The following is a 14,418-nucleotide window of genomic DNA, read 5'->3' as shown; positions in this document are numbered from 1 at the left end:
ACACCTCTCAGCCATAGAAAATGGCTTTTAAAGAGGTGCTTATGAGCAACAAACGTTATCCCGAAGAGTTCAAAATCGAAGCGGTTAAACAGGTCACTGACCGAGGCTACAGCATTGCAGATGTGGCTAATCGGCTCGATGTTACAACCCACAGCCTTTATGCCTGGGTCAAGAAGTACGGCCCCGATTCAGCCGAGTATAAAGCGAAGTCAGATGAGCAGTTAGAGATACGCCGCCTCAAGAAAGAACTGAAGCGAGTCACTGAAGAGCGAGATATATTAAAAAAAGCGGTGTACTTCGCCAACCAGTCCGATTGAGGTAAACCTTTATCCGTGATCTTCATAAGGATTGGCCCGTACGCCAGCTCTATTCATTACTGGATGTGCATCCTAGTGGGTATTACGCATGGCGTAAGCAGCCTTCTTCCAGGCGCTATGCAGCAGATCAACGGCTCACTGGATTGATCAAGCAGTACTGGCTGGAGTCAGGTGGTTTGTATGGCTATCGGAAGATCCATAGTGATCTGCGCGAGTATGGTGAAACCTGTGGCCCCAATAGAGTTTATCGGCTCATGCGGTTAGCTGGGTTGAAGGTTCATATTGTTACTCCGAACCGACTACAGCAGCAATTCAGTGTCGCTGCCCCTAATAAAGCTTGGGTAACAGATATCACCTATATCAAAACCCATGAGAGGTGGCTGTATTTGGGTGTTGTCGTTGACCTGCTCTCAAGAAGGGTGATTGGATGGTCAATGCAATCCTGTATCACAAAGCAACTGGTGCTAGATGCGTTGCTCATGGCTGTATGGCGACGTAATCCTCAGTCAGAGGTAGTCGTTCATTCTGGTCAGGGAAGTCAGTACACAAGCTATGATTGGCAATCCTTTTTAGAGATACATGGCCTAAAAGGCAGTATGAGCCGACGAGATAACTGCCACGACAATGCCGTTGCTGAGAGCTTTTTCCAACTACTGAATCAGAAAGAATCCGCGGCAAGGTTTATGCAACCAGAGAAGATCCACGCAGTGATATCTTTGAATACATAGAGCTGTTTTACAACAGCAAACGATGTCATGGTTTTAATGATCAGCTATCACCGAAAGAGTATGAAAACCGATATGAAAAACGGCTGCTGAGTGTCTAAAGAACTAGTGGCGATTCAAATTTATATAAAGGGGAGAGCAAAATCATTTGGAGTTTGGTTTTCTATCCAAACTCTATCGTGTTTGATTTTGCTCTTTTCACCAGCCTGCACACCTTTAAACTCTAAATATTCTAGGGCTCTACTTTGTTGCTCGTCTTACCGTAAGGATTAAGCAGGCAGGCAATCGCCGGTAACAGAATCAGCGCACCCAGCATGTTCCAAATAAACATAAAGGTCAGCAGGATACCCATATCCGCTTGGAATTTGATGGGTGATAGTACCCATAGGACCACACCAATACCTAACGTTAGGCCGGTGAAGGCAACTGATTTACCGGTGCTCTGCAGGGTTTCCAGATAAGCTGCAGCGAGGCTATGGCCTTGTTCCAGATAGGTTTTCATCTTCGAATAGATATAGATACCGTAGTCGACCCCAATACCTACACCCAGAGCAATTACAGGCAGGGTAGCGACTTTAACGCCAATACCCAGTTGGGCCATCAATGCCTGACAAAGAACGGATGTCAGTGCCAGCGGCGCGATGATGCAGATCACTGTGCTGATGGATCGGAAGGTCAGCAGGCAGAGAATACTGACGACGGAATATACCCAGATCAGCATTTCGTACTGGGCGTCTTCAATCACTTCATTAGTTGCGGCTTCGAAACCCGCTTTACCCGCGGCCATCAGGAACTCGATACCTTCAACCTGATGGTTGTTGGTAAAGTCTTCTACGGCAGCGGTGATGGTTTTCAGGGTCTCGGCTTTGTGATCATCCAGGAAAACGATGACTGGCAGTAGAGAGCAGCTACTGTTCATCAGACCTGCCGGAACGTAAGCCAGAGAGGCGTTGATTACGAACTGGTTGCGGCTGACAGAGCGCCATTTCAGGTTCCATTCGTTAAGGCCCGCAGTTACCCGCTCAGAGACATCAGTTAAGGATATGCTGGATTGCACCCCTTCAATGCCTTGCAGGTAGAACTGGAAGCGGTCAACCAGTGACAGGGTCTGGAAACTGCTGCACTGTTCCTCTTCAGTTGCGACCATCACCACAAAGACATCGCTGGAAGTGGAGTAGTTGTCGGTGATAAAGGCGTTATCCAGATTGTAACGGGAGTCCAGCCGTAGTTCTGGTGCGCCTTTATCCAGATCACCGATCTTCAGATCTTGACTGAAGTATAAACCGCCAACCAGCATAAACAGGGCAACGGTAATCGCCATGGTGGCACCTTTAGGTGTGGCGAATACAGAGAACATGCGCCAGTGAGAGTTCTCTTTTGCAATATTGCATTTTGCCCGGGCGATCGCATTTTTACCCACACCTACATAGCTCATCAGCAGTGGCAGTAGCATCAGATTGGTCAGTACGATTACTGCAACACCAACCGATGCTGCGACTGCCAGATCCTGAATCACCTGAATCTGAATCACCATCAGTGTAATAAACCCAATACCGTCTGAGATCAGGGCTGTGAGTCCGGGAATATAGATGGTTTTAAATGCATGGCGCGATGCCTGAATCTTATCGGCGCCATTGGTTGCGGATTCCAGAGTGATTGTATTTACAATCTGCACACCGTGGCTGACTGCAATGGCAAAGACCAGAAACGGCACAAGCATGGAGTAGGGGTCGATGCCATAGCCGAGCATTTTGAGCAGCCCCAGCTGCCAGATAACCGCAGCAAGGGAACAGATTAGTGGCACAATCGTACCCATAACACTGCCGGAGTAGAGATAGAGCAGGGCCAGGGTAATCAGAATAGCCACGGCAAAGAACAGAGCCACTTCAGTCGCACCATCAATCAGATCACCGACGATTTTGGCAAACCCGGTGATGTGAATATCGACGGCGTCTGAGCTGTATTTATCACGAATCAGCTCTTCAACCTGTTCCGAAAAGCTCTGGTAGTTAAGGCGTTCACCGGTATCCGGGTGCTTATCAAACAGCGGCACCTGAACCATCGCAGAGCGGAAATCGTTAGCAACCAGAATACCTACCTGACCGGAACGCAGAATGTTAGTCCGTACCTGTTCCAGACTTTGCTCGGAACCGTCGTATTTGGCGGGAATAACCGGGCCGCCGACAAAACCTTCTTCGGTAACCTCGGTCCAGCGGACGTTAGGGGTCCAGATAGATTTCAGGGCGGAGCGGTCGACACCGGGAATGAAAAACAGATCATCGGTAACGTTTTTCAACGTTTCCTGAAATTCTGCTGTGAAGATATCCCCATCTTTTGCAGCCACCACCACACGGATACTGTTGCCTAATCCGGCAAGGTCATCGCGGTAGTTGATATAGTTCTCAACATAGGGATGCGAGGATGGGATCATCTTGATAAAGCTGGCATCCGGGCGGATCTGGCTTGCTTGCCAGCCCAGAATCACAGTAGCAATCAGGAACAGGCCCAGTACCAGTTTGCGATGTGTATAGAGAAAGTATTCGGCCAGGCGTTCACTGGTCTGGATAGGCCACAAAAGCAGAGCGGATAGCTTGTTCATTGTGCAGCCTCCTTACCAATAAGCGATAGGTGCACAATGCCGGTTTCACCGGTAATCACCAGTGAATCAGCCACCTGTGTCAGGGACGTAAATGTTCGCAGCTGACGTTTACCCAGAGGCTCAAATCCAGTGCCTTTCTGGCGCAACAGCGTGCCGCCCTGACCGACCATAATAATCTGATCTTCAACCACAATGGCATCGTTGATGGTGGCTGCGACCGGCAGCTGAACTCTTTGCCAGTTCTGGTTTTGATCATCAAAACGGAAGGTGTTGCCGCGTAACCCCATGATGTACAGAGCATCCGATTCTGCTGCTGAGAAGAAGGAACCATCGTAAGGAAAATCAAGGTTTAGCCAGCTTTCTCCTTTATCGTCACTGACGAGCAGAAGCCCGGCTTCACCGAGAATAAGCAAGCGTCCGGATTTAAGTTGATAGATGCGGTTAAGATGGAAACCTTCCGGGTTCGGTAGCATATGTCCGATAAACTGCCAGCTTTGTCCTGCATCTCTGGTTTCGAGCATCGTACCGTAGGCACCGACCAGGAAACCGTGGCTGGAATTCAGAAACAGCATATCCAGCAGGGGTGAAGTTGGTCCTTCTTCCTGTGCGATGACCGCATCATCCAAGGCATATTCGGTATCTTCAATCTGTTCGGGTGTGAAGTTATCGGTCGTCATGGAACCGAGCAGATTCTCAAGAGCCGAGATTCGTAACTGGTTAATGTCGTTACCGCTAAGAACGGATTTCCAACTGGAGCCACTATCGTTGGTTTTAAGCACCAGACCATCGTGACCAATCGCCCAGCCGGTCTGATTATCCGTGAATTTAATACTGGTCAGCAGTGTACTGGCGGGTACTGATGCCTGTTGCCACTTCTTGCCCTGATCATCCGAGTAAACTATGACGCCTTGCTCTCCGGCAGCAACCAGTCTTTTGCCTGTATTAGCGACGGATAACAGCAGTGACTTTTCAGCACCTTCACGGGTGAGGGCTGAAGTAGACAGGCGATCTGGCGTCAGTTGTTCTGAGGCCGAAGATGAAGATAGAGGTGTAAATAGTGAGCAGAGTATCAGTAACGAACTGCCAGTAATTCTTTTGAACATCTGATAACCAGTAATTATTTTTATATTTGGTGGCCTTTCTGGATCTGCCTGAAAGGTTACCTGAATCATGCTTTATTAGGTATAGAATCGCCAATAACAAAAGTCACCAGTTTTTATGACATTATTTTTCAAACCCTGCTTAGGTGCTTGAATTACTGTGAAAATTGATAGGGAAAAAGGTGGCGTTTACGGTCATAAAAAAGGGCAGGGTTGATCAAAACCGCTGCCCTTTATAGATGGAATGGGTGTTTAAATTGTTGCAGCCAACTGCGTGCCCTGATGAATCGCGCGTTTGGCATCCAGCTCCGCAGCCACATCAGCACCGCCGATCAGATGGACCGGCACATCTTTAATCTGGTCAGCCAGATCACGTTTAGGCTCCTGCCCAGCACAGATAATGACATTATCAACTTCCAGTAATTGCGGTTCGCCATCGACCAGCAGGTGTAAGCCCTGATCATCGATCTTCTGGTACTCACATTTGTTGAGCATTTTCACACCTTTCTTGGCGAGATCGGTACGATGTATCCAGCCGGTTGTTTTACCCAGACCGCTGCCGACCTTGCTTTTCTTACGTTGCAGCAGGAACACCTCTCGAGCAGCCGGTTCAAAGACAGGTTTCATGTTCTCTACACCGCCTCGGGCGTTCATGCTCATATCCACTCCCCATTCTTGCATAAAGGCGGAGATGTTCTGGCTGGTGGATTCACCCTGATGCACCAGTACTTCGGAGATATCAAAACCAATACCGCCTGCGCCGATAACCGCGACTTTCTGACCAACCTCAGCACCCTTCATAACATCCAGATAGCTGAGCACTTTCTGGTGGTTAACACCCTCAATATCCGGGGTGCGGGGGCTAATGCCAGTGGCAAGTACAACCTGATCGAATCCGCCTACCTGAAGTGTTTCTGCAGTTACTTTAGTGTTTAGCTGAAGGTTTACTCCCGTAAGCTCAATCTGCTTACCGAAATAACGCAAGGTTTCATAGAACTCCTCTTTGCCTGGAATGCGTTTGGCAATATTAAACTGGCCGCCGATCTCGGATGCTTCATCAAACAGAGAGACTTTGTGGCCACGTTGAGCTGCGGTGGTGGAAAAGGCTAAACCGGCTGGCCCTGCACCGACTACTGCAATGTTCTTAATATCGGTGGCTGGGGTAATCACCAGTTCTGTTTCATGACAGGCACGCGGGTTAACCAGGCAGCTAGTCAGTTTGCCAACGAAAACGTGATCCAGACAAGCCTGATTGCAACCGATGCAGGTGTTGATCTCATCGGCTCTGTTTTCGGCGGCTTTTTGCACGAACTCCGGGTCTGCCAGAAACGGACGGGCCATAGAGACCATATCCGCATCACCACGGGCCAGGACCTCTTCAGCCACATCGGGCATATTGATTCGGTTTGAGGTGATGACCGGAACATTAAGTGCCTTACGCACCTTGGCTGTCACCCAAGTGAATGCAGCACGAGGTACCTTTGTGGCAATAGTGGGAATGCGGGCTTCATGCCAGCCGATGCCGGTATTGATGATGGTGGCACCGGCTTGTTCAATCGCCAGTCCAAGTTGAACGATCTCTTCGTAGCTGCTACCGCCTTCAACCAGATCCAGCATGGAAAGGCGGTAGATAATGATAAAGTCAGTACCGACGGCTTCACGCACCCTTCGAACGGTTTCCAGAGCAAAGCGGATACGCTGGTCATATTCACCCCCCCAGCCATCATCGCGCTGGTTGGTGCGTGCGGCAATAAACTGGTTAATCAGATAGCCCTCTGACCCCATAATTTCGACACCGTCATATCCAGCTTCCTTAGCCAGCGAGGCACAGTTCACAAAATCTCTGATCTGTTGCTCAATATCGTCTTCCGAAAGCTCTTTGGGTGGGAATGGGTTGATCGGTGCCTGAATCGCAGAGGGCGCAATTGGCTGAGGGTTGTAGGCATAGCGGCCCGTATGCAGGATCTGCATACAGATCTTGCCACCTTCCTGATGTACCCGATCCGTCACGATGCGGTGGTTTTTTACATCTTCTGATGAAGCCATTTGCGCAGCATGACCATGCACAGCACCTTCCTTGTTTGGACCTATGCCTCCGGTTACGATCAGAGCTACACCGCCACGGGCACGTTCTGCGTAGAACTCAGCCATACGTTCAAATCCATTAGGGGCTTCTTCAAGACCCAGATGCATAGAACCCATCAGGACACGGTTTTTCAGAGTGGTGAAACCCAGATCCAGGGGCTGTAAAAGATTAGGGTAGGCTGTTGTCGTCATTCTTAGTATCTCTTTATCGTTATTGTTTTAGTCGGCAGCTTGAAGTGGCTGGGTTATTTTGCGTAATGGTTCAAATACAGCGGCTTTTCCAGAAACCTTCGCGCTGAAGCTTTGCATCATGTCATTAGGTTGAAACATGCCGGACTGCCAGGTAGCCATGTAACTGAGGCTGTCATGCAGGCTGTGATCCCGAGCATAGTTGATCATCTGCTTGGTGCCAGTGATTGCCAGAGGGGAGTGGGCAGCAATCTGTTGGGCAATGCCCATTACTGCATCCAGCATCGATGCCTGATCCGGGAAGGTCTGATTTACCAGTCCGGATGTTTGAGCTTCCTGAGCATGCATTTTACGTGCGGTATACGCGAGTTCTCGGGCGAGCCCAGACGGTATAAGGCCTGGTAAACGTTGCAGGGTCCCCAGGTCTGCAGTCATGCCCAGCGCCGTCTCTTTTACGGTGAAATAGGCATCCTCAGTGCAGTAACGCATATCAGTGGCACACACCAGATCCAGAGCGCCGCCTATGCAGCCACCCTGAATCGCGGAGATAACCGGAAAGCGTGCGGTTTCCAACACCATAAAACATTCTTGCAGTTGCATAACCAGACGGCGCACAGATTCTGCTCTGCGACCGGCTTCACCATTGAACAGGCTTTGGTCCGGCTGAGTAAAAACCTCCAGATCCATTCCGGAACAGAAATGTTTGCCCTGAGAACTGATGACCAGTACCCGGGTGTCTCCCTCAATATCCAGCGCTCTGATGGCTTCCGGAAACTCTATCCAGAAGTCCCTGTTCATGGAGTTGCAGGCTTCGGGGCGTTTAAATTCTAGCCGGGCAATGTGTTTCTCAACGTTGAGGTCAAAACAGCTATAGCTCATCTGAAAACAATCCTGTTTAGGTTTTTGTTATTAAACTAGACGGTGTCAAGATAGTGATCTATTTTGACACTGTCAAGATTGGTTGATAGATTGCGTTCATGAACAGTAGAAAAAAACCATATCACCACGGTGATCTCCGGATTACCTTGTTGCAGGCAGCCACGGATCTGATTGCTGAAGGGGGCGTTGAAAGCCTCTCTATCCGCAAACTTGCGGACAAGGCAGGCGTGTCTCGCACTGCGCCTTATCATCACTTCAAAGACAAAAATGAACTGCTTTGCGCAATAGCAGAACAGGGCTTCCATCTTCAGGATCAATTGATTGAAGCCTTGAACGAAAACGCTAAAGAGCTGAATCCTGTAGAGCAGTTTGAGCGCTATGTGATTACCTACATCCGCTTTGCTGATGAGCAACGCGAAACTTATGACCTGATGTATGGCCGCGATATCTGGAAAACCGGAGAACCTACGCAGACATTGCAGGAAGTGTCCCGAAACAGTTTTCGCGTTTTGCTGAACTGGGTTGAAGAGCTGCAAGCCGAGGGCGTTTTTGAACCTTCTTTACCTGCATTGAGGATCGCTCAGTCTGCCTGGGCTTCTATTCATGGTTTGTGTAGGTTGTTTAATGACGGTATCTATGTAAATCGTGAAGATCTGCAGGATATTGCCCGTACATCGGTGCAGTTACTGATTAATCAGAATTACCCGGCAGAGGCAGAAAAGTGATTCAGTTCAGCCATGCTAACGGATTCCCCGGCAGTTGCTATGGCCACTTGTTCAGCTTATTACCTGAGCATGAAGTCAGCTGCGTTGAAAAGATGGGGCACGGGGATTACCCACTGAATGGCAGTCTGCGTAATTACGCGGAGGAACTGATTGCTGAGATCGAACAGCAGCATAATAAGCCCGTAATTGGGGTTGGTCATTCAGCCGGAGCTGTTGTCACCCTGATAGCCGCTGCGTTAAAACCTGAACTTTTTAGACAGGTTATCCTGCTCGATCCGGTGGTATTCAGTAAACGCAAACGTTATGCCTTGAAACTGTGTAAGGCCCTGGGCCTTATGGATCGGATTACTCCTGCCGGAAGAGCCGCTAAAAGGCGGGCTCAGTTTGCCAGTCGTGAAGAAGCGGAAGCTTATTTTGCAGGTAAAAGCCTGTTCAAAGATTTTCATCCTGCATGTTTTGCTGACTATATCAAACACGGTTTAACCGAAAACGAGCAGGGTGTTGAGCTGAGCATCTCAGCAGATATCGAAGCGGATGTTTTTCGCAATGTCTTACTGGATGTACCCCGGTGCCTTAAGCGTGTACGCGGTACTGTCATCTACGGTCGTAAGAGTCATTTGTTTAACCGTCATGATAAACGCTGGTGGCAACGCAACTTTCCTGAAATGAATCTGGTTGCTGTTGATGGCGGCCACCTTTTCCCTCTTGAATCCCCGGAAATCACAGCTGAACTTATTAATTCAGCGCTTTCAAAATAAGCCTGCCCTCGATTCTCCAGTCACCTGTTTATCAGTCATCAGCTATCAGCCATTTGGACTTTGGTAGAGAGTGGTTCTAATTAGGAAAAACTCCTAAAGAAATTTCTGACACAGCGTCTACTATTATTAGATCACGTCAGTAGGAGTGGGTTGATGAAAGCGAGTGTGGATATCCCGGTTGAATGTAACCAGTGTTTAGAGGAAGTCATGCAAGATGCGATGGCAAAAAAAGAACTCGACTGGGAACGTTATGGTCGTGAAATGCCTCAATGCAAGGAATGTATACAAGCCCTGAAAGAGGATATGGTAAAAACCACTGGAACAGGATTGAGTTTTAACCCAAGTGAGCAAAGAAGTCAGCAAAGACTGCTGTTACAGCTAATACACTTCAGAATTCAAATGGAAAGCCCTCCATATGAGAGGGCTTTTTGTTGTTACCTTGCTGGAGATAACTTGTTATTTTCCCAGTCGACGGATCGACTGAGGGGTAAAGTCTTTATGCTTGAAGCGCTGGGTAAAGTCGAAACCATCACCCTCTTCATTTGTCAGACTGCCAACCAGATAACGGCCGGATTGAAGGTCGTACAACGCTTCAGCCGTCAACCAAGGCACGTTCGCATCCCGGTACTGGAACTGGTGTGCTTCACCTACGCGCCATAGCTCGCCACGACCATCATAGTGATCTACAACAGCGATCTGCCAAGTGTCTTCATCAATGTAGAAGGTGCGTTTGGCATAAATATGGCGTTCACCCTCTTTAAGCGTAGCTTCCACTTTCCAGACTCGATGTAACTCGTAGCGTGTTAGCTCAGGGTTCATATGGCCTGGCTTCAGGATGTCATCATAAGTCAGACCGCGATCTGCGAGTTTAAAACTGTTATATGGGATATACAGTTCCTGCTTGCCTACCAGGTTCCAGTTATAGCGGTCGGGTGCGCCATTGAACAGGTCTAGGTTGTCGGTAGTACGCTGACCATCACTCGCTGTGCCTGGTGCGTCATAAGCGATCTGCGGTGCACGGCGTACACGACGTTGACCCGCGTTATAAGTCCACGCCTGGCGAGGTTGGGTCACCTGGTTCATGGTTTCATGCACAAGCAATACGTTACCGGTCAGACGTGACGGTGCCTTAACCTGCTGGACAAAGTAGAAAAGAATGTTTTCATCTTTCTTCGGATCAGCGCCACCTTCCAGTGATGTAGGCCAGGTCATTTTCTCGTTAATCTTAACCGCTGTGTAGCTACCGTTTGCCTGGACAGGAACCTGCACAAATGTACGTTCCAGTGCGCCGCCTCGATAGCGGGTCATGTGGTTCCAGATAACCTCCAGACCATTTTCAGGAACAGGGAATGGAACAGCGGTAGTAAAACCGCTTAAGCCGTTACCCCCATCAGTAAGGTTAGCTTTAGTCGCATTCTCTTTGGCTGCAGCATAAACATCTGCAGGTAATGCGGCCGTACGATGAGATGGGTACACGGGAATTGAATAGCTATCCGAGTATTTCTTCAGCATCGCAATCTGCCCAGGGGTCAGGTTGGCTTTGTGCTGATCCATGTTTGCTGCCGTAATAGTGAACAGCGGTTGTTCGCTTGCAAATGGATTTGTATAACGATCTGCTGAGCTTTCTAATCCGCCAGTCCATGCCGGAATAGTACCCGCAGCATTACCGGCTTTTTCCGCACCTATAGGCGTAAGTGTATCGCCGAGCTTAGCGGCTTGCTCCGGTGTGGTTGCTGCGTACAGTGTTGACGATGCAACCATAAGGGCAGTGCTCAGCAGCAATTTCTTTTTATTAAACATAAATCTTTTCTCCATTAACTGCTGATCTTAGAACGATACAGATGCGCTGAGTGAAAGAAAGTCTCGGTCTTCAAGCTCGTTATAATCTCCACCGAAGTAATCCGTGTAACTAAGCTGTACAGAGTACTTATTCAGGTAATCAGCAGTAAGGCTTAGGCCAAGCGTTTTTTCTCCTTCACGGAAGGCTGCACCTGGGGCTGGGCCATAACCTTCAATGCCGTGCTTGAAGCTGATCTGAGGTGTCAAATTAACCCCTGCAAAAGCATTAGGGTAATTTAGATTTGCGCGCAGAACATAACCGTAAGAATCCTGAGTTACGAAGCCTTCGTTATCACCTGCGCTGTAACCGTATGCTCCATGGCGACCAAACTTGATAGCATTGGCACTTTCATCAAGTCCATGAACATGGGTCCAACCAAATTCCCCTACAAGCGTTAAGCGACTCGCGCCCAGAACTTGATCGTGAAAGCTGATAAGGCTTGTTTGTAGTTGGGTAATATCGAATAGTTTATAACCGTCGATTTCAGTCCCATTACCGCCTGCAACCCCTGCTTGAATATGTGCATCAAGTGCTGTGTTACTTGTATTGCCTTTACTCAACACCCCTGCAATAAGGGATGTCCCGTTGATCTGCATAGGTGCATCGATTTTATGGCTGATTTCCCCAGACCAGGCAACTTCACCAACATTAGTATTGAAGCTGAGGCCAACCATTTCTATATCTTCAGGGTATTCAACAAAGTAGCGGGAAGCCAGAGTAGTAAGCCCGGGTACTCGACTGCCTTCATCGTAAACACCACTGGCGATAGGCAATCGGCTATGGTACTTAGCCGCGTAAAAACCAAATTCTGTATTATTTAAATCTTCAGCAAAATAGCGGAAGGCAATACCAAACTGGCCATCATCGTCGGCTTCACGACGTCCATTCACATCACGGTAAACAACGGGGTCCAGACCACCTAGCGAAACTGGGTTATTGAAGTAGTCCTGATCATTTAGAAGGCTCAAAGGTCCGGCATTGATACGAACACCATTACAGCCTTCGGCGACGAAATCATTTGTTGAGAAGTAGGTACCACAGCCGTCAATTGCTGTAGGTTCCCATTGCAGTTGATAGAAACCTTCTACGCTGAGATTATCGGTCACCCCTAATGATGCAAAAGCCATGTTCACAGGGAGTAATCCCTCTTTTACCTCAGCGCCAGCTCGTCTAAATGCGTTGACATCAAATGGGTTGATGGCATTTAAACCGCCTTGAATGAAAGTGCTTTCACCCCAGTTAACTACCTGGCGTCCGATTCGAACATCTAAAGGCTTTTCACCCAAATCAAATGCGCCATACCAATAAGCATCTAAGATTTCGAAACCAGAAAATTTTGCAAAATCGTTAAAGCCTGAATCATCCAGCTCTGTATCAGGTGTGTAACTATTAGCGGTATGGCCGTGAGCACGTGCACCTGACTCTAGCTCAGCGTCATACCAATATTTTGCTCGGGTAAAGACGCCCATGTTTTCGTAGCTGAGTTCAAGATCATGCACACCTTTAACTATTTGAGAAAAGGTCTCACCTTTTTTGAAGTTCTGAGTGCCGTCGTCGTAACTGCCACCACCTTTACTAGTGCCACCATTGACACCTGATATCAGGTCTGAAGAAGGCGAATCCATTCTCCAACTGGCACCGACAGAGATCTGTGAATCGAAACGACCTTCAATTTCACCGAGGTTAAATTCGACGGCCTGAGCCTGATTGATGCTGATTGCAGTGCCTACCAGCAGAGGCAGAAGACGGCGTGTAAACACCGGGGAATGGTTTTTGCTGCGCTGCAAAACCCTGTTTTTTATTGCCATTTCGTTCACCTGACTTCTTATTTTTCTAAAAGGTTCTGACTATATATTTATAGATTTTAGTCAAAACATCCAAAAATACTGAATAAATAGAGGGTTAAAGCTCTATATGCAGGTTTTTGGATTTTAGTAATCATTGTCGGTCTTAAAACAGTTCTCAATGACAATTGCCGCCAAGCTTAGTAACAAATTTGTTCTTTAGGGTTGATAAAAATGACCTTAAGTGCCAAAAATAAAAATGGGAAGTGCGTTTCTGGTTAACAAAAAACAGGTTAGAGAAGCAATGGAACGTAAGATAACGGTTCCTGCTGGCTACGTGCGGCAGTTACTGAAACTGGTTGAAGAGCAGGGTTATAGTGTTGATGAACTGCTGAACTATGTTGGTATCGATTCAAGCATGATTGATACCCAAACAGAGTTTCCGGCGGATAAGTTTGGACTGTTGTATCAGCGAATCTATTACATTGCGCAGGATGAATATTTTGGCATGTTGAGTGGAGGAAAGGTGCCTAATGGTACCTTCCGGATGATGTGCCATTGCCTGATTCACTGTAAAACTCTTGAACACGCCATCTATCGTGCCAGTGATTTCCATGAAATTTGTCGTGGCACACAGGTCAAACCTTTTCTGGTGAGAAAAGGCCGATACGCCAAGGTTTCTTTCACCACTACTGATGCCTCTGGAATGGATCTGGAGGAACTGTTGAAGGATTCTACACCGGAAAAAATTCGGACCTCTTTGTCGATGTGGCATCACTTCTTATGTTGGTTGCTGGGCGCCCGACTGGACTTGAAAGCGGCCTATCTGTCATTTCCGGAACCTGAAGATATCTCCTTATACAAAACCGTTTTCCAGTCTGAAGTTAAATTCGATCAGCACGATAACGCAATTGTTTTCCCAGCAAGATTCCTCGATTACCCCATCGTCCAGACCCCGGATACGTTGCGAAGCTTTCTGAAAACGGCCCCTTATCAGTTGATTGTGATGGTAGATGACGATGCCAGTCTGAAGGCTCAGGTAGTTGCTCTGATTGGTAAGGATTTCAGCCAGGAGTTGCCGAGTGCAGAAGACATTGCCTACAGGCTGCACATGTCATTTTCCACCTTGAGACGGAGATTACTTGAGGAAGATACTTCCTATCAAAAAATTAAGGATGAATGCCGCAAAATGGCAGCTTTGAATTATATGAATTCACCGCAGCTTTCGATTAATGATGTGGCCGGCTTGATGGGCTTTGAGGAGCCATCGGCATTTTTCCGATCCTTCAAAAAATGGACCGGGATGACACCGGGTGAATATCGCCGCAGTGACACCTATTGCCAGCAATTAGAGCAAACATAAACCGCGCTGAGGCCTATAATTGCTGAGTTTTTATAGCGTATGAATTTTTTTGTC

9 protein-coding genes and 1 pseudogene are annotated in these 14,418 nt (G+C 48.0%); 4 read left to right on the top strand and 6 right to left on the bottom strand.

Annotated elements, in window-relative coordinates; translation table 11 throughout:
* Positions 1–41 precede the first annotated feature (41 nt).
* Positions 42–1,143: pseudogene (locus XMM383_RS06460) on the top strand (IS3 family transposase).
* Positions 1,144–1,274: 131 nt separating this feature from the next.
* Here XMM383_RS06460 and XMM383_RS06455 read toward each other — a convergent pair.
* From XMM383_RS06455 to XMM383_RS06440, 4 genes are all read right to left on the bottom strand, one after another.
* The gene (locus XMM383_RS06455; RefSeq protein ID WP_173488550.1) at positions 1,275–3,641 is read right to left on the bottom strand and encodes an RND family transporter; all 2,367 of its coding nucleotides are present in this window, start codon (positions 3,639–3,641) and stop codon (positions 1,275–1,277) included.
* Positions 3,638–4,744 (bottom strand): YCF48-related protein, encoded by a 1,107-nt coding sequence (locus XMM383_RS06450; protein WP_173494704.1) that lies wholly within the window; start codon positions 4,742–4,744, stop codon positions 3,638–3,640. Before XMM383_RS06450 ends, XMM383_RS06455 begins: the two co-directional genes overlap by 4 nt.
* 249 nt (positions 4,745–4,993) lie before the next feature.
* Positions 4,994–7,018 (bottom strand): FAD-dependent oxidoreductase, encoded by a 2,025-nt coding sequence (locus XMM383_RS06445; RefSeq protein ID WP_173480463.1) that lies wholly within the window; start codon positions 7,016–7,018, stop codon positions 4,994–4,996.
* 27 nt (positions 7,019–7,045) lie between these two features.
* Positions 7,046–7,894, bottom strand: a complete 849-nt coding sequence (locus tag XMM383_RS06440) for a crotonase/enoyl-CoA hydratase family protein (protein ID WP_173494703.1) — start codon at positions 7,892–7,894, stop codon at positions 7,046–7,048.
* 98 nt (positions 7,895–7,992) lie between these two features.
* On the opposite strand from XMM383_RS06440, the gene XMM383_RS06435 reads away from it, so the two are divergent.
* The gene (locus tag XMM383_RS06435) at positions 7,993–8,619 is read left to right on the top strand and encodes a TetR/AcrR family transcriptional regulator (protein ID WP_173483346.1); all 627 of its coding nucleotides are present in this window, start codon (positions 7,993–7,995) and stop codon (positions 8,617–8,619) included.
* Complete coding sequence (locus XMM383_RS06430) at positions 8,616–9,377, top strand: alpha/beta fold hydrolase (RefSeq protein WP_173480466.1); 762 nt, start codon at positions 8,616–8,618, stop codon at positions 9,375–9,377. Before XMM383_RS06435 ends, XMM383_RS06430 begins: the two co-directional genes overlap by 4 nt.
* A gap of 456 nt (positions 9,378–9,833) precedes the next feature.
* Here XMM383_RS06430 and XMM383_RS06425 read toward each other — a convergent pair whose 3' ends face one another.
* A complete protein-coding gene (locus tag XMM383_RS06425) occupies positions 9,834–11,177 on the bottom strand; it encodes a DUF1329 domain-containing protein (protein WP_173494702.1) in 1,344 nt (447 codons plus the stop codon).
* 27 nt (positions 11,178–11,204) lie between these two features.
* On the bottom strand, positions 11,205–13,025 hold the full coding sequence (locus tag XMM383_RS06420; protein ID WP_173494701.1) for a DUF1302 domain-containing protein: 1,821 nt from the start codon (positions 13,023–13,025) through the stop codon (positions 11,205–11,207).
* 280 nt (positions 13,026–13,305) lie between these two features.
* Between XMM383_RS06420 and XMM383_RS06415 the strand changes: the two genes are divergently transcribed.
* Complete coding sequence (locus tag XMM383_RS06415) at positions 13,306–14,364, top strand: AraC family transcriptional regulator (RefSeq protein WP_173480469.1); 1,059 nt, start codon at positions 13,306–13,308, stop codon at positions 14,362–14,364.
* The last annotated feature ends 54 nt before the right edge of the window (positions 14,365–14,418 follow it).

Origin of the sequence: Marinobacterium sp. xm-m-383 (assembly GCF_013283255.1) — a bacterium.
GTDB lineage: Bacteria > Pseudomonadota > Gammaproteobacteria > Pseudomonadales > Balneatricaceae > Marinobacterium_E.
The sequence above is the reverse complement of the archived record's forward strand: the minus strand, read 5'-3'. Positions and strand labels throughout refer to the sequence as shown.